Consider the following 15,811-nt stretch of genomic DNA (forward strand, 5'->3'; position numbering starts at 1 on the left):
CTGGGCCCCTCTTAGAAATTGCTGAGTGTCAGCCCGGCGCGCAGGCGCAGCACGGGCTCTCTGGTGAAGGAACGCGGGGCCTGAAGCGCCCGCTCGTAGGAGATTTCGCCGAAGACGATGCCGCCCTGCAGACGCGCGCCAACGGCAGCGCCCAGCACATGCTCCTGCCCCTCGACGGCGCCCGGCCCCGGCAGTTGCCAGCCGCTGTCGAGCCCGGCAAAGAGGCTGAGCTGACCGGCGTATTTCGCCAGGTCTGCGGGGATCAGCGGCGGCGTCACCGACAGTTCGTTGCGGCTGTAAAGCCCGTTGACCGCCGACAGGGATTGCCCGTCAAAGCCGCGCACGGTGGAGCTGCCGCCAAGGCTCAGCTGTTCGGAACTCCACAGCAGATCCGGGCTGTGCTGCGCGGCAAGGCGGGTGCTGGCCACCACCTGCACACCGCCGATCTGCCAGCCGCGCAGGAAGCTGATTTCGCCGTCGCTCTTGAGGAACTGCGCCCTTGGCGCGCCCGTCTCTGCCAGCCTGTCCTTCGCCGCGCCGAACCAGGTCGTGCCCTGATCAAGCCCGGCCTGCAGTGTCAGGCTGCCGCCCAGCATCTGGCGGGTGTGCGAGACCTCGCCGCGCAGCACGCTGAGAATGCGGCTGGAGGTGCCGAGCTTCGTGTCTTCCAGATAGTTCCTTGCATCCTTCACCGAGACGCTGACACGGGCATGGGTCTTGCTCACCTGATCGCGCCACAGCAGCCGCTCGATCTCGCCCTTGTGCGTCCAGTTGGTGCCGGAGGTGCGGAAGCTCTGCAGCTGGCCCTCAACTTCCGAGGAATACTGAAAGAAGGAGGACGACCAGCGCCAGGTCCAGAAGCCGCGCGGCACGGCAAGCTGCAGCGAGGTGCTTTCGCTGGCCTTCGGCTCGCCGAGGGACGGATCACTGCGCTTGTGCACCAGCGACAGGGTTTCGAACTGGCCGAACAGGTCCTCGACGGTGAAGGAGCCTTCAAACTGCACGTCGCCCGTGCTTTCCGAACCGGAATTGTCCACGGCAACGCTCGCCCGCCAGGGCCGCTTGGCGGTGATCTCCACCACGACGATGCTGAAACCTGCCTCCGCGCCGGGCTTGAGGCTGATCTTGGCGTCTTTCGAGGACAGGCCGTTGATCTGGTCGAGCCCCTGCTCGATGGTGCGGATGTTGAGGATCTGGCCGGTGACGCCGGGCAGAGCGCCATGGCCGCGCTGGCGCAATTCGCCGTTCTGGTGGATCTCCACCGTCTCGACCCGCCCTTCCAGCACCTCGATGCGCAGCTCGCCGGTGGAAAGATCCTGCTCCGGCAGATACGCGCGCGAGGTGACAAAACCGGCGTCGACATAAAGATTGGTCGCGTCGCGGACGATGGCGGAAATCTGCGCGATGCCGAGACAATCACGGTCCGGCACGAGCTTTTGCAGCCGCCCAGGCTCAAAGACGCTGGCCTTGCTGAAGATGACCCGCTTCACCGGAATGCAGGTGCCGCCTTCGGGCGCTATGCCGCCCTCCTCGCGCGGCGCCACCGGCCCACCCTGCGGCGGGGCCACCTGCCGGAACAGCCGCTCCTGCTGATCGAGAAAATCCTGCTGCCGCCGCTGCAGATCCTCGCTCTGCCGCAAGGCCTCGGCGGGCACGCCCTGCGCAGACACCTCGCTGCCACCCGCAGCCGCAGCCAGCATCAGGGCAAGACCCGCGCACACCAGCAGGCGGGAGAGGCCACGAGGGGCACTCACAGAGCAAAAAGGAGCCATTCGCTGCGCACGTGTGATCACGCGCACTGCGGACAGGTACGTCTGAAACAAGGCGTCTCTTCCCTGTGATTTCCACTCAGCGGAAGACACCTGCCCAGGCTTCCGCTGCACGTCATGAGTGTCCGGGTGCCAGTTTCCCGCAACCGGAGCTCAGGCGCCCTCGTACTTTTGCCAAGCCACCCTGTAAAGCAACCCTGCGATTGTTTTGCGGTTGCATCCAAAGGCGCGGCAAGCTTCGCGCAAGGTCCGGCGCAGCTGACGCAGCGTCGTCAAACCGGCTAAACCCGGCGGAAGAACCGGCAGCAGATCCGGAAAGTTTCCATGCCCGTGATGGAACAGTTTTTAAGCAGTCCCACTTATGCTGATCCGGACAGCCTGGAGGGGCAGATGACGATGCAGGACGCGGACAGGCAGAAGGTGCTGGATGGCTATCAGATCCTCGACAGCGGTTATGAGGCCGGGTTCGACAGGATCACGGAGCTGGCGCGCACGGTTTTCGAGGCGCCGGTTGCCGTCATCTGCTTCATCGACAAGGACCGGCAGTGGTTCAAGTCCCACCCCGGTTTTGACAAGCGGGAAACCCAGCTGGAACATGCGATCTGCCGCTTCACGGTGCTTTCGGACAAGGCGCTGCTGATCCCTGACGCCCTGGCCGACGAGCGGACGCGGGACAACCCCTATGTCACCGGCCCGGATCAGTGGCGCGCCTATGCCGGGGCGCCGCTGATTGCCCCCGGCGGTGTGCGGATCGGCACGGTCAGCATCTTCGACCGCAAGCCCCGTGACTTTACGCCCCGCGACGAGGACATCCTGCAGCAGCTGGCTGCCATCGTCATGCACAATCTGGAACTGCGCCGCGTGGCCGACAATGACTGGCTGACCGGCGTTCCCGGGCGCGGCGCCTTCGAGCGGCGCAGCCGTGCCCTCCTGTCCGCCGGAAGCGGAAGTGGAAGCGGAGACGGAAGCGCAGACGGGCACAGGAATGCGCTGATCGTTTTCGATCTCGATTTCTTCAAACAGCTGAACGACACCTACGGCCATGCGGCCGGCGACGAAGTGCTGAAAGAAGTCAGCCGCACCTGTCAGGCGGCCCTGCGCGAAAATGATGCCTTCTCGCGGATCGGCGGCGAGGAGTTTTCCGTTCTGCTGCCCGCCACCGCGCCGGATGTGGCCGGCAAGGTGGCGCGGCGCCTGCAGCAGTGCATTGCCGCCATGCCCCGCGACCGGCTGTCGAAATACCTGCCGGACACCACCAGCATCACCGCCAGCTTTGGCGTGACGATGGTGACGGACGGCGAGTTCAGCATCAAGCATGCCCTCAGGCGCGCCGATGCCGCCCTCTATGCGGCCAAGGAACGCGGGCGCAACTGCGTTGTCTGTTCGTGGGATCTGGCCACGGCTGAGCAGTCTTACCGCAAGTCTCTGTAACCTCCCCGGCTTGACCGGGCGGCAACCGTTCCGGCGTTGTCAGGCCTGTATTCAAAGGCAATACTGCTGCCACAGTGAATCATGCGTGAGGGCATGCGTGGCAAAGTTTCAGATCTTTCCGCCAACTGACGCAGACTATCCGCTCACGGTCATCTGGGTGGAGGATCGCAAGGACCACTACGTCAGGAAAGAGGAGGTCATCGCGGTTCTGAATTCAGCATCAGGCTGGATCAATATTTCGGCACCCTTTCCCGGCATCATCGACGCTGCGGAAGTGGCACGGGGAGACCGGCTGAAGGAGCGCAAGGCCCTGCTGGTGCTGCGCCAGGAAGCGGTCACGACCGTGCACACGCCGGGCGAAGCGGCGCCCTTAAGGGAAGAACAGGAGGCTGACCAGCCCCCCGCCGCAGCGCCCCAAAAGCCCGAACCCGAAAAGAAAAAGGCCGCGCCGGACCCGGCCGCCAAAGCCGCCAAAGTGTCACAGAAGCGGCGCCTCGGGTTTGGCGATCTGGCACTGCTCGGCTCATTCGCCCTTGTTGGCTGGGTCGTCTATGATCATGTGAACAGCCCCTATTCCGGCCCGCTCAGCGAGGAGGCGATGGCCGCCGTTGACCTCAATCCGCAAGACCTTGCCCCCCGCGAGGAATGGGGAGCCGCGTTTCCGGGACAGGGCATGATCGTGCTGCAGGACAGGATAGCGGCCATCTTTGGTGCCGAAGAGCGGGATTACAGCTGCGGGGCAGCCATGATCGCGGACAATTTTGCCGCCTTCGACGCCAGCTGTTTCAGCAAGGCCACGATTGAAGAGACCGGCAGCGGCGGCAGGGCGGTGGCAGACTTCCTGTTCCGTACGGCCCGGGATGGCCAGATCATCGAGCGCCGTTTCGCCGTCAGGGCCTTCCACTACTGGGGCTTCGGTTCTGAGGCCAACACCGTGGCCTTGGCGGAACTTGAGCCCCCGCCAGGTGGAGATGCCAGCGCCCGGACCGGCCTGTCCGGCTATCTCACCATCAGCACCAGTGAGCCCCCCGCCTTTGTCGAGCAGACGATGCCGCTTCAGGATCTCGCCTATCCTCAGGAGGTGAAAGGCCTGCGCTACTGGAGCAGTGAAGGCCCCAGCTTCGAGAAGGACAAGCTTCTCGCGGTGCCACTGATTTTTGCAGGCATTTCCCCAATGACGGCCGGCGCACAGGCCGGGCAGACCGGCCTTCTGCGGGTGCACGGCAAGGACGGGAAGATGCGGTTTGCCGGATTTGCACGATACCGCAGGGAAGTGCGCCCGCCGAAGAATGCGGAGGAAGAAAACCAGCACATCTTCACGGTTTCGGGGCGCTTTTTCAGTGATGCCGATTATGCCCGCATGGACGCCGTCCGGAAGGGTTCATTGGCACCGGGCGCAACCCGCTTTCGTCTGGACAGCGACAGACAGGCAGTGGGGGCCCCCATCACGCTCACCAACACATGCCCGCATCCTGTCACTTTCAACTTCATCAATATGGCAAAGGACAAAATAAACTACATTGATGTAGATGCTTGGGAAAATCTGTCCCTGTCGCCGCTGAACCTGGGCCCGGAAGTCTATTACAGCGTGGACACAGGCTCCCCCACGGCGCCGGATGCGAAGGCCATCGCGTTCAATGGCACCACCTATCACATGCAGCCGGTCAATCTGGACGGGGTCCGCCTCGGCCTGATCGCCCGGGACTGCCGCTGAACTGCCTGAGCCCCGGACATTGTGAAGGGATTTTCCGTTGCCTCTCACGCAAACTCCCGGCAGGCCTCACCAGCCGGGAGTTCAATCAAGCGCACCGCAACTTGCCGTCAGAAGGTTCCCTTGATGCCGATGCCGAACATGCGCGGCTCGGTCATGCTGGCTTCCGTGCCGCCGATGCCGCGGTTCTGCTGCTTGTAGGTGGGTGCGCGCTCGTCGAAGACGTTCTTGACGTAGCCATAGAGCTGGAAGGCCTCACGCAGCTGATAGGTCGCCCGCACATCAGCCACCGTATAGGGATCGATGGCATAGGCGGCCGTGTTGGCCGTGTCGGAGAAATAGCCATCGAGATGGCGGACCTGACCGGAGAGGTTCAGCTTGTCCGTCACGTCCCAGCTCAGGCCGAGGGTCAGCATGTAGCCGGGCGACTTGGCAAACTCGTTGCCCTCATAGGCAACGTTGCTGGAAATCTCGTCGATCTGCGTCTTCAGCAGGCCCGCACTTGCCCGCAGCATCAGGTTGTCGAGCAGCTTGTAGTCACCACCGATTTCAAGGCCGTAGGAATGGGCCTTCTCGGCGTTGATCGTGTAGGACTGGGCAACGCCGGACGAAATCACCACCGGGATGTTGTACTGGGCGTTCTTGAGATCCGTGTAGAAGACGTTGCCGTTCAGCATCAGCCGGTCATCCAGCAGGCTCATGCGGGTGAACACCTCGTAGTTCCAGGAGGTTTCCTCCTCGAAGGTCATCCACTTGCGGGCGCTGATGTTGAGCGAGACACCGCCCGGATTGTAGCCGCGGCTGACCATGCCGCCGGCGGTCCAGTCCGGCGTCAGCGCATAGGCGAGGCTGGCCTTGGGCAGGACGGCGTTGAAGGTCTTGTCGAAATCGACACGGGTGGGGGCATAGACGGAAAGCCCCTCACGCTGGATCTGGTCGCTCTGGAAGCGCAGGCCGCCCGTCAGCGTCAGCCGGTCCGTCATGCGGTAGCTGGTCTCGCCGAAGACGCCGAGGTTCTGCTTGGTGTCATCGAAGGTCGAAATGCCGCTCAGATAGAGGATCTCGTCCTGATCGCTGTGGGAATAATAGACCCCGGCCATGCCGCTGATCACGTCTTCCTGATCACCGTATGTGACGCGCATCTCGTCGGACACGTTGGTCTGCCAGATGCCCGCATCACCGTTGTTCACCACGCCCGTCGTGCGGTTGGCGTAGGTGTCCGAGACATGGGACTTGTTGAAGAGCTTCCAGCCGTTGCCGAAGTCGTAGCCAAGATCGAGCACGCCATAGTGGGTGTACTGGTCCCAGGTCGGCATCGTCGTGGTGATGTGGTTCAGGTCCTCGTAAGGCGCTGATGCCGCTTCCTGGCTCGGCCGGTTGCTGAAGGTATAGGCATAGGTGAACTTGGCCGTCAGCCCCGGCAGTTCCTCCGGCTCCCAGAGCAGCTTGAAGCGCGTGTTGAAGGCTTCGAAATTCTGGTTGGTGCCGTTGCCCTGAAAGCGCGAATTCACATAGTCGATGAAGGTGTCGCGCCCCGAATAATCCGCCGAAAGGCGTGCGGCGAGCTGATTGGCGATCAGCGGCCCGGACAGGACCGCCGCAGCACGGCGGGTGTTGTAGCTGCCGACTTCGGCCAGATAGGCGGCCTCCGGCGTAAAGGTCGGGTCCTTGGTGTTGACGACAATGGCACCGGCAATGGCATTGGCGCCTTGCGAGGTGGTCTGAGGCCCGCGGAACACCTCGATCGTGTTCACATCCCAGACCGAAGAGCTGCCGAAATAGAATTCATTGTAGGTCAGATAATGGCCATCCACATTGATCGTCGCCCGGGGCACCGTGCCGGCGAAGAAGGCCGTGGCACCCGTGTTCGGCCCCTGCGTGTCCTGGCCGCGAATCACCGGCGCACTGACGCTGTCCGGGAAGACGACGTTCGGCACATCGGCAATCACCTCAGGCACGGTGGCATCGCCCGCCTTCTCCTTGGTGATTTCCTCACTGTCCTCAACCGAAACGGAGCTTGCGGTGTTCTTCAGGTCGCGCTCGACCTTTTCACCGGTGATGACGATCTTCTTCAGCTCCGTCACGGCCCCCGCAGCTTGCGCAGCATCCTGCGCGGCTGCCGGTGCGGCCACTAAAAGAGACAGCGCAAGCAGGCTCACGCCATTGAGATAAACACGGCTTCCAGACATCAGATGGCCCCGCCCAATTTATGAGTTTCACATTCATGTTGAATTAGCGCAGGCGGCAACTGTTCCGCAATAGGGAATATGTTCCACAATTCGGCATATTGAAGTCTCTTGAAACAGAGTCACACTTCTGCAACAGCCTTGGGAGGACGCAATCGGGGACTCCGCCCCTGGCGGAAAATGCTCTAGGTTGCAGCGCATTGCAGACGCAGCCGTCAGGGACTGACGAGGGAGGCCAGCCGCATGACAGACGAGACGGAACTGCTGGAGGAGGATGGCGGCAGCGCAGGTGCAAAGCGTTCGGGCACGATCCAGTCGGTGTCCATCGCCGCCCGTTTCCTGCAGATCCTTGCGCAGTCCGATGGCGCCCTGCCCCTTGGCGAGCTGGCCCGCCGCGCCAACACGGGCCGCTCGACGGCTCACCGCTACATGCAGAGCCTCGTGCTGGAAGGACTGGTGTCGCAGGATGCGGAAACCGGCTGCTATGATCTCGGACCTGCCGCACTGAATATCGGCGTCAGCGCCCTGCGGCGGATCAGCCCGGTGGATGTCACGGCCCGCCACATGCGGGGCCTGTCATCGCGCATTGCCGCCAGCTGCGGCGTCGCCATCTGGACGGACAGGGGCCCCACCATCGTGCAGTGGTACCGCAGCGCCGCCTTTTCCATCAGCACCGTCTCGCTGGGCGATGTTCTGCCGCTGGACAATTCGGCCTGCGGGCTGGTGTTTCAGGCCTATATGGACGCGGAGCGGATTGAAGCCGTGCGCAAGATTCAGCCCGCCGCCTTCCGCGGCAAGCCGCCCCGCGCCGGCATTCTGGAGCAGATCCGCCGGGAAGGCGGCGCCGATCTGGACGAGCATCTGTTCTCCGCCCTCACCGGCAAGGCCGCGCCCGTGTTCAACGTGCATGGCGAAATCGCCTGCGTCGCCACCACCGTTTCCTTCGTCGAGCGGGCAGAAGCCGAACACCACCGCGATGCCCTGTTCGCTGCGGCGCAGGAAGCCACGCGGGACTCGGGCCGGATGTGATTTACGGGCCGGGTCCGGCAATCGGTGGGCAGTGTTTACACGGCACGGCGTTTCAGCCCCCCTCCCCCTTGAGCGGCAGTGTTTACAACGGACTGCCAGTCAGGCACCAACTCCTCTCCCCCCTTGAGGGGGAGATGCCCCGGCAGGGGGCAGAGGGGGGTAACGGACTGTCCGTTTATGAGAGAGATCCTGCCGTATTGAGGCGCTGCTACCCCCCTCTGTCAGCTTGCGCCGACATCTCCCCCTCAAGGGGGGAGAGGGGCACTGCGGCAAAAAGAGAGTGCGGCCCCGTACCAATCAGGCAGCCAGATGCTCCCGCAGGGTCTTGCCCGCATAATCCGTACGGAACAGGCCCTTTGCCGCAAGGGCCGGGACCAGCTCCTCAAGGAACAGGCGGCAGGAGTCCAGTGAGCCGCCGGGAAGTGCGATGACGCCGTCGATTGCCCCGGCCTCGTGCCAGCTGATGATATCGGCCATCACATCCTCCACCGTGCCAACGGAAACCCAGTGGGCCGAGCCCACCACTTCGGGCCGGTCCAGCAGCTGGCCCAGCGTGGGGCGCTCGCGCTCGATGTAACGGCGCAGCAGATCCGCATGGGTGCGGCTGCGCACGGGCTGATCGGGCTCGGGCAGCAGATCCGGCGTGATCACGGTCTGCAGATGATGGCCGGAGAGATCAGCGCCAAGGATCATCCGCACCGACTCGATCCTGTGCTCATGCGTCAGATGCGCATGGGCGCGCCGGTGCATGGCCCAGGCCTCCTCCCGCGTTTGAGCAAGGAAGAAATAAAGCCCCGGCAGCACCTTGATGGCATCGGGATTGCGCCCGCAGGCCTCGGCCCGGGCCCTCAGATCAGCCCGCAGATCCAGCGCGGCGGCCATGTCGGGGGCTGCGGCAAAGGTGGCATCGGCGACCGAGGCGGAGAAGGCCCGTCCTGCGTCCGACGCGCCGGCCTGAAACAGCGGCGGGCTTCCGGCGGGATGGCCCGGCACGTTGAGCGGCCCGGCGACAGAGAAGAACTCCCCCTCATGCGCTGCCGGTGCCATGGACTTTTCCCCGGTCAGCGCCTCATAGGGGAAACTGTCCCACAGCGCCCGCACGGCCTGCGTGAATTCGGCGGCCTTGCGGTAGCGCTCTTCCGGCGCGGGCATCGGCTGCGAGCCGAAGTTTTCCGCCCCCTCGATGGAGGTGACGATGTTCCACCCCGCCCGGCCATTGCTCAGCCAGTTCAGCGTCTGCATCTGGCGGGCGATCACATAGGGCGGGTTGAAGGTGGTGGACGCGGTGGTGACAAGGCCGACATGGCTCGTCTCCCGCGCCAGCGCCGCCATCACCAGCGTCACATCAAGACCCGGCATCGGACGGCTGCGCCCCTTGCGCGGCATCACCCCGAGCGTGTCCGGCAGGAAGATGAAGTCCAGCTTTGCCCGCTCGGCCGCCTGCGCGAGCCTGATATGCTGCGCCAGCGGATCGGCCACATGGCGTTCAAGGGCATCAGGTTCCGGCTCCTGCCCGTTCATCCAGGTGCCGGTGAGGCAAAGTCCGATGTGCATCTGTGTCCGGGTCATGGAGGTTCCTTGGAAATTCAGGGCTTCCAGGCGCCGTGGTGGCGGCCCTTCGGCACGATCAGCGGCGTGGCTGATACGGGGTCGGGAATGATGACGCAGGGCAGGCCGAAGACATCCTCGACCAGTTCGGGCGTCATGATATCGGCAGGCCGGCCTTCGGCGCGGATTCGGCCAGCGCGCATGGCAATCAGATGGGTCGCATAGCGGCAGGCATGGTTGAGGTCATGCAGCACCGCCAGAACCGTCCGGCCCTTGTGATTGAGATCGGCCAGCAGATCCATGAGTTCGATCTGGTGGGCGATGTCGAGGAAGGTTGTCGGCTCATCAAGCAGGAGAATGGGCGTCTCCTGCGCCAGCACCATGGCAATCCAGACGCGCTGGCGCTGGCCGCCGGACAGTTCATCGACGAGCGTGTCCGCAAGCGGTGAAACCCGTGTCGCCTCCATGGCCGCGCCAACGGCTGCCTCGTCCTCCCGCGACCATTGCCGCAGGAAGCTCTGATGCGGATAGCGGCCGCGCGCCACAAGATCGGCAACCGTAATCCCCGCCGGAGCCACCGGGCTCTGCGGCAGCAGGCCAAGGCGGCGGGCCACTTCCTTCGCCGGCAGCGAGGCAATGCTGCGCCCGTCCAGCACGACATCCCCGGCCAGCGGCTTCATCAGCCGTGCCAGAGCCCGCAGAAGCGTGGACTTGCCGCAGGCATTCGGGCCGGCAATGACGGTGAAGGACCCGTCCGGCACCGAAACCGTCAGATCCTTCGACACGGAGCGCTCTTCATAGGCAAGGGTGAGAGAGTTGGCATGCAGCCGGGACGTCATGGCTTTCCTTTCTGGCGGCCCCGCTGGCGGGCGCCAAACGTATTGCATTGTGGAATGCGTTCTTCAATATGGACAAATACAAATATGGAGTATATGCCTCATATTTTATTGCAGCCACCTGCACATGCAGGCTGTCAGGGGGCTGTATGACCCAGCAAGCACCGGACATCCCATGACCAGTCTTACCACCCGGTTTGCCACTCTCACGGCTCTGGCCCTCTTTCTTGCCGCGCCGCTGCAACCCGCCCGCAGTGCCGGTGACTGGCCGCGCACCATCACCCATGAGGGCGGGGAGCTGGTGCTGGATTCCGCCCCGCAGCGGATCGTGTCCACCACGCCCAGCCTGACAGGCATCCTGCTGGCGATGAATGCCCCGGTTGCCGCCAGTGCCGCCACCACGCCCGGCCCGCTCACGGACAGCAAGGGCTTCTTCTCGCAATGGGCGGCAGAGGCCGATGCGCGCGGGGTGGAGGTGCTTTACAGCAATCTGGCCTTCGATCTGGAAGCCGTGATTGGCAGTGCGCCAGATCTGGCCGTGGTTTCGGCAACGGGTGCCGACAGCGTGAAGGCCCATCTGGCCGAGTTGCAGGCGCAGGACCTGCCTGTCATCGTCCTCAACTATTCCAACCAGAGCTGGCAGGCGATTGCCCGCCAGCTGGGTGAAGCAACCGGACTGGAGGGGGAAGCGGAAGCGGCCATCCAGCGCTTTGACGCCATGGCCGCCAGCACGGCAAAGGCCATCGTGCCGCCCAAAGGCAGCGTCAGCATCGTTGGCTACAACATCGGCGGCAGCTACTCCATCGGCAAGCCGGACAGTCCCCATGCACGGCTGCTTTCCTCCCTTGGCATGACCGTGGCAGGCCTGCCGGACAACATGCGCGGACAGGTGACGCGCTCCTCGGACTTCGACCTGATCTCGCGGGAAAACCTGCCCGCCGCCATTCAGGGCGAAACGGTCTTCCTGCTGCGCGCAACGGACAAGGACGTTGAGGCTTTCCTCGCCGATCCGGTGCTGGCCAACCTGCCGGCGGTGCGCAACCGCCAGGTCTATCCCCTTGGCCCCTCCTCGCACCGCATCGACTACTATTCGGGTCAGGAGATCATGAGCCTGATTGCGGCCAGATTCGCCCGGCCATGAGCCTCGCCGCAGGATGTGCCGCGCCGGCCGTGCCAAGGCCGGGTGTCCGCAGGCGAAGGCGGATGATCTGGCTGACCGCTGCGCTGGCCATCCTGCTGCTGGGGGCTGTGGTGAGCCTGTTTGCCGGTTCACGCCCCATGCCGCCCGCTGCCGTTCTGGAGGCTCTGCTGAGCTATGATGCGCAGAATGACCTGCATCTGATCATCTGGTCCCTGCGCCTGCCGCGCATGTGCGTTGCGCTCCTCACCGGCCTTGCCCTTGGCACCGCAGGCGCGCTGATGCAGGCGCTGACCCGCAATCCTCTCGCCGAACCGGGGCTGCTGGGTATCAATGCGGGTGCCGCCCTTGCCGTCATGACCGGCATCTCCCTCTTCGGATTTGTCAGCATCTGGGAATACGTCTGGTTCGGCTTTGCCGGTGCGGGGCTCGCGGGCCTGGCCGTATTCGCGCTGGGGCAGGCCCATGAAACAGGCACCAATCCCGTGCGGCTGGTTCTGGCCGGTGCGGGCCTGTCGGTGATGCTCGGCTCTGCCTCTTCCCTCATCATCATCAATTCGCCGCCCGAAGTGCTGGACGGCTTCCGCAACTGGGCCGCAGGCTCCTTTGAAGGCCGCAGCCTCTCCGTCGCCACCGTGCTGGCACTGGCCACGCTTTGCGGATTGCTGATCGCGCAGGTTCTGGCACCCGGCCTCAATGCGCTGGCGCTTGGCCGCGACACGGGCGAGGCGCTCGGGGTCAACACAAGGGCGCTGTTCACCGCCTCCTGCCTTGCCATCATGCTGCTGACAGGCGCGGCCACCGCCGCTGCCGGGCCCATCGGCTTCATCGGGCTCGTCGCCCCGCACATTGCCCGCAGCATCACCGGGCCGGATTACCGCTGGATCCTGCCGTTCTCGGGGCTGATTGCGGCCATCCTTCTCCTCGCTGCCGATGTGGCAGGCCGCCTGATTGCCATGCCTGCCGAAGTCGCCGCCGGCATCATCGCCTCGCTGGCCGGCGGGCCATTCTTCGTTGCCATCGTGCGGCGCCTGCGGCTGCGGCAGATGTGAGGCGCTGATGAAACCATCCACGCAGATCACATTCCGCACCGGCCCGCTTTCGCTGCGCCTGCGGCCCCGCACCGCCGCCATCTGCGCCCTGCTGGCAGCCGCCGTCCTCGTCCTGATGCTGGCGCTGCTGGCCACCGGCTCGTTGAAGATCAGCACCGCAGACATCGCCGCCAGCCTGCTGTCACCGGGCACGGACCCTGCGGTGGACAGGATCATCCTGCGCCTGCGCCTGCCGCGCGTGCTCACCGCCATGCTTGTGGGTGCCGCGCTCGGCATGGCGGGCGCCATCTTCCAATCCGTCTCGCGCAATGCGCTTGGCTCGCCGGATGTCATCGGCTTCACCACGGGGGCTGCCACCGGAGCCATCGTCCAGATCATCCTGTTCAACGCCGGACCGGTGGAGACCGCCCTTGCCGCCGTGCTGTCGGGCATGGCAACGGCGGCGCTGGTCTTCGTGCTGTCGATGCGCGGGCGCAGCACCGGCAGCTACCGCCTTGTGCTCACCGGCATCGGCTGCGGCGCCATGCTCTCCGGCGTCAACACCGTGCTTCTGGTCATGGGGGATCTGGATCAGGCGGCCTCCGCCCAGCTCTGGCTCGCCGGCTCCCTCAGCGCCCGCACCTGGGCGCATGTCCTGCCGGCGGCTGCCGGGCTTGCCCTTGCCGCCCCCGTGGCGCTGTTCCATGCCCGCAGGCTCTCCCTGCTTGAAATGGGCGATGACACCGCCAGCCAGCTTGGCCTTTCCACGGAACGGCTGCGCCTCACCATGGTTCTGGCCGCCGTGGCGCTGACCGCCATTGCAACGGCAGCGGCGGGCCCCATCGCCTTCATCGCCCTCGCCGCCCCGCAACTGGTGCGCCGGCTGACCCGCGCTCCGGAGGTGCCGGTATTCTCTGCCGCACTCATGGGGATGGTTCTGCTGATGGCCGCCGACCTGCTGAGCCAGCGCCTGCCCTTCCAGATCAACATGCCCATCGGCCTGACGGCGGGCCTTCTCGGCGGCTTCTATCTGCTCTGGCTGCTCTCACGCAGCCGGACGGTTTGAAGCAGCGCATGACCTGACGCTGGACGGCCGCCACCGCGCCGTGGTTTCCTGCCCGCCGGAACAGGAGACCTGGCAATGCATGACATGACCCGCTGCGTGGTGAAGCCGGATGTGCGCGAGGAAGGCTTTGCAAGCCTCACCACGCCGGTGCACCGGGCTTCCACCATCGTCTTTGACACCGCGGAGGCCTTTGCAAGCCGCGGCGAGCGGGGGCTGGATGGCTACAGCTACGGGCTCCATGGCACACCGACAACGCGGGCGCTGGAGGCGCGGATCAACGCGCTGGAGGGCGGCTTCCACACCTTCCTCGCCCCCTCCGGTCAGGCCGCCAATGCCTTTGCCATGCTGGCGGTGCTGAAGCCGGGGCAAAAGGTGCTCATCACCGAATCCTGCTACCCGCCGGTGCGGGACTTCGCGCTGCAGGACCTTGCCCGCCAGTCCATCACCGTGCAATTTTTCGATCCGCTGTCCGTGCCCGATCTGGAAGCCCGGCTGACACCGGAAACCGGCCTCGTCTGGTGCGAATCTCCCGGCTCCACCACCATGGAGGTGCAGGACATTCCCGCCATCGCCGCGCTTGCTCACCGGTCCGGCGCGCTGGTGGGGTGTGACAACACCTGGGCAACGCCGCTGCTGTTCAAGCCGCTGGCGCATGGCGCCGATATCGTCACCGAGGCGCTGACCAAATATTTCTCCGGCACGTCGGACATTCTCATGGGCTCCATCAGCTTGCGCGAACCGGCGCTGGCCCATGCCCTGCGCAACCAGTTCGGCCGCTATGGCATCGGCGTCTCGCCCGATGATGCCAGCCACATCCTGCGCAGCATGGAATCCATGCCCCTGCGCCTTGCCCATGCCGGACGGGTGGCGCAGGAACTGGCCGCCCGCTTTGCCGCAGATGATCTGGTGGAAGCCGTGCTGCTGCCCTCACGGCCGGAATGCCCCGGTCACGAGATCTGGAAGCGGGACTTTGCCGGGGTCAGCGGCCTGTTTTCCGTGCTGTTCCGCCCTGAGGCGCTGCCGCATGTGGCCCCTGCCCTCAACGGGCTCACCACCTTCGCCATCGGCGCCTCCTGGGGCGGCAGCCGCAGCCTGATGGCGCCGCAGCCCATCCGCGAGGACCGGACCAGCCCCCGCTGGCAGCACACCCGCTCCGCCCTGCGCATCAGCACCGGCCTCGAAGACCCGCGTGACCTGATGGCAGACGTGGACGCGCTGCTGGAGAGGATCAGGGAGAAGGCGGGCGGGTGAACGGCTCCAAACTGCTGACAAACCTGTAGCCCTCCATCGCCATCCTCGGCCTTGTGTCGAGGATCTATACAAATCAATGGCTTGCAGATGGCCGGACAATCCGGAACAGGCCCTTCCTTCAGTCCACCCCTCCCTCCCCTGCAAACCCGTGCCTTGCGTGAAACCTTGCCAGTTCGCGCTGGTTCGGGGGCTGGCCGGTGAAGATGGTGACATAGGCGGGGATGCGGTGCATGCGGGTGGGGAGGTCTTCGCGGGTCTGCATGGAGATGTAGCCGGTCTGGGTGAGATAGACCGTGCGGGCGCGCACGTCCGCTTCTGTGCCGCTGATGCCGAAGCGGGTGAAGAGGCCCGTCAGCGCTTCCAGCCGCAGGCGGTCGGCCTCCTGCACCTCCCGCAGAATGTCCGGCGATTGCAGCGCCCAGCTGCGCAGCGCAAATTCCAGCCGTGAATCGAACAGCGCCGGGTCGAGCCAGCAGTCGATCACATTCAGCATCGCCTCGGCCAGCGTCTCTGCATAGGCGCCCGTCTGGCGGAGGATGGCGCCGGTGTTCTTCTCCCGCCAGCGCGCCACCAGCGCAGCCAGAAGCGCCTCCCGGTCCTTGAAGAACCAGTAGAAGCTGGTGCGCGACAGATTGAGCTTCTTTGCCAGAGGCTGGATCTTCACCGCCTCCACGCCCGCCTCCAGCAGCGCCTCAAGGGCCGCATCCAGCCACAGGTCCGCAGAGCCGCGCCAGCCGGTTTCGCCCGTGATGCCGGTTTCCGCCGTGATGTCAGTGTCCTGTTTCATCCCGCAAATCTAGCAGATGGCGCAGGCC

General features: G+C 64.9%; 12 protein-coding genes. 7 read left to right on the forward strand and 5 right to left on the reverse strand.

Features of this window, described 5'->3' with window-relative positions:
• Positions 1–11 precede the first annotated feature (11 nt).
• Positions 12–1,754: a ShlB/FhaC/HecB family hemolysin secretion/activation protein gene (locus tag H163_RS0115060; RefSeq protein ID WP_147290471.1), complete on the reverse strand. Its 1,743-nt coding sequence runs from the start codon at positions 1,752–1,754 to the stop codon at positions 12–14.
• Positions 1,755–2,159: 405 nt separating this feature from the next.
• On the opposite strand from H163_RS0115060, the gene H163_RS22955 reads away from it, so the two are divergent.
• Both H163_RS22955 and H163_RS0115070 read left to right on the forward strand, forming a co-directional pair.
• On the forward strand, positions 2,160–3,200 hold the full coding sequence (locus H163_RS22955; protein ID WP_160118288.1) for a sensor domain-containing diguanylate cyclase: 1,041 nt from the start codon (positions 2,160–2,162) through the stop codon (positions 3,198–3,200).
• A 97-nt stretch (positions 3,201–3,297) separates the two neighbouring features.
• Positions 3,298–4,914 (forward strand): hypothetical protein, encoded by a 1,617-nt coding sequence (locus tag H163_RS0115070; RefSeq protein ID WP_019965430.1) that lies wholly within the window; start codon positions 3,298–3,300, stop codon positions 4,912–4,914.
• Between the two features lie 107 nt (positions 4,915–5,021).
• Here the strand turns inward: H163_RS0115070 and H163_RS0115075 are convergent, their stop codons facing one another.
• Entirely contained in the window at positions 5,022–7,100 is a 2,079-nt protein-coding gene (locus tag H163_RS0115075) for a TonB-dependent receptor (RefSeq protein WP_019965431.1), read from the reverse strand.
• A 240-nt stretch (positions 7,101–7,340) separates the two neighbouring features.
• On the opposite strand from H163_RS0115075, the gene H163_RS0115080 reads away from it, so the two are divergent.
• The gene (locus tag H163_RS0115080; RefSeq protein ID WP_019965432.1) at positions 7,341–8,126 is read left to right on the forward strand and encodes an IclR family transcriptional regulator; all 786 of its coding nucleotides are present in this window, start codon (positions 7,341–7,343) and stop codon (positions 8,124–8,126) included.
• A 297-nt stretch (positions 8,127–8,423) separates the two neighbouring features.
• Here the strand turns inward: H163_RS0115080 and H163_RS0115085 are convergent, their stop codons facing one another.
• Both H163_RS0115085 and H163_RS0115090 read right to left on the reverse strand, forming a co-directional pair.
• Positions 8,424–9,695 carry an NtaA/DmoA family FMN-dependent monooxygenase gene (locus tag H163_RS0115085; RefSeq protein ID WP_026355897.1) on the reverse strand — a complete coding sequence of 424 codons (1,272 nt, stop codon included), beginning with the start codon at positions 9,693–9,695 and terminating at the stop codon, positions 8,424–8,426.
• A 17-nt stretch (positions 9,696–9,712) separates the two neighbouring features.
• On the reverse strand, positions 9,713–10,513 hold the full coding sequence (locus H163_RS0115090; protein WP_019965434.1) for an ABC transporter ATP-binding protein: 801 nt from the start codon (positions 10,511–10,513) through the stop codon (positions 9,713–9,715).
• 172 nt (positions 10,514–10,685) lie between these two features.
• On the opposite strand from H163_RS0115090, the gene fepB reads away from it, so the two are divergent.
• The 4 genes from fepB (at position 10,686) to H163_RS0115110 (ending at position 14,996) form a co-directional block, all read left to right on the forward strand.
• Entirely contained in the window at positions 10,686–11,651 is a 966-nt protein-coding gene (gene fepB, locus H163_RS0115095; protein WP_019965435.1) for a Fe2+-enterobactin ABC transporter substrate-binding protein, read from the forward strand.
• Between the two features lie 62 nt (positions 11,652–11,713).
• Positions 11,714–12,700, forward strand: a complete 987-nt coding sequence (locus H163_RS0115100; protein WP_019965436.1) for a FecCD family ABC transporter permease — start codon at positions 11,714–11,716, stop codon at positions 12,698–12,700.
• A gap of 7 nt (positions 12,701–12,707) precedes the next feature.
• Entirely contained in the window at positions 12,708–13,745 is a 1,038-nt protein-coding gene (locus H163_RS0115105) for a FecCD family ABC transporter permease (protein WP_019965437.1), read from the forward strand.
• Positions 13,746–13,820: 75 nt separating this feature from the next.
• Positions 13,821–14,996 carry a trans-sulfuration enzyme family protein gene (locus H163_RS0115110; RefSeq protein WP_019965438.1) on the forward strand — a complete coding sequence of 392 codons (1,176 nt, stop codon included), beginning with the start codon at positions 13,821–13,823 and terminating at the stop codon, positions 14,994–14,996.
• A 118-nt stretch (positions 14,997–15,114) separates the two neighbouring features.
• On the opposite strand, the gene H163_RS0115115 is transcribed toward H163_RS0115110, so the two are convergent.
• Positions 15,115–15,783, reverse strand: coding sequence for a TetR/AcrR family transcriptional regulator (locus tag H163_RS0115115; protein WP_019965439.1), 669 nt, complete (start codon positions 15,781–15,783; stop codon positions 15,115–15,117).
• Positions 15,784–15,811: the final 28 nt, after the last annotated feature.

Source organism: Pannonibacter phragmitetus DSM 14782 (genome assembly GCF_000382365.1).
Classification (GTDB): Bacteria; Pseudomonadota; Alphaproteobacteria; order Rhizobiales; family Stappiaceae; genus Pannonibacter; species Pannonibacter phragmitetus.

Excerpts from the sequence above, each read along its gene's own strand:
- H163_RS22955 (WP_160118288.1), top strand. The coding sequence starts at position 2,160 with ATGACGATGCAGGACGCGGACAGGCAGAAGGTGCTGGATGGCTATCAG.
- H163_RS0115075 (WP_019965431.1), bottom strand. The coding sequence starts at position 7,100 with ATGTCTGGAAGCCGTGTTTATCTCAATGGCGTGAGCCTGCTTGCGCTG.
- H163_RS0115080 (WP_019965432.1), top strand. The coding sequence starts at position 7,341 with ATGACAGACGAGACGGAACTGCTGGAGGAGGATGGCGGCAGCGCAGGT.
- H163_RS0115085 (WP_026355897.1), bottom strand. The coding sequence starts at position 9,695 with ATGACCCGGACACAGATGCACATCGGACTTTGCCTCACCGGCACCTGG.
- H163_RS0115090 (WP_019965434.1), bottom strand. The coding sequence starts at position 10,513 with ATGACGTCCCGGCTGCATGCCAACTCTCTCACCCTTGCCTATGAAGAG.
- fepB (WP_019965435.1), top strand. The coding sequence starts at position 10,686 with ATGACCAGTCTTACCACCCGGTTTGCCACTCTCACGGCTCTGGCCCTC.
- H163_RS0115100 (WP_019965436.1), top strand. The coding sequence starts at position 11,714 with ATGATCTGGCTGACCGCTGCGCTGGCCATCCTGCTGCTGGGGGCTGTG.
- H163_RS0115105 (WP_019965437.1), top strand. The coding sequence starts at position 12,708 with ATGAAACCATCCACGCAGATCACATTCCGCACCGGCCCGCTTTCGCTG.
- H163_RS0115110 (WP_019965438.1), top strand. The coding sequence starts at position 13,821 with ATGCATGACATGACCCGCTGCGTGGTGAAGCCGGATGTGCGCGAGGAA.
- H163_RS0115115 (WP_019965439.1), bottom strand. The coding sequence starts at position 15,783 with ATGAAACAGGACACTGACATCACGGCGGAAACCGGCATCACGGGCGAA.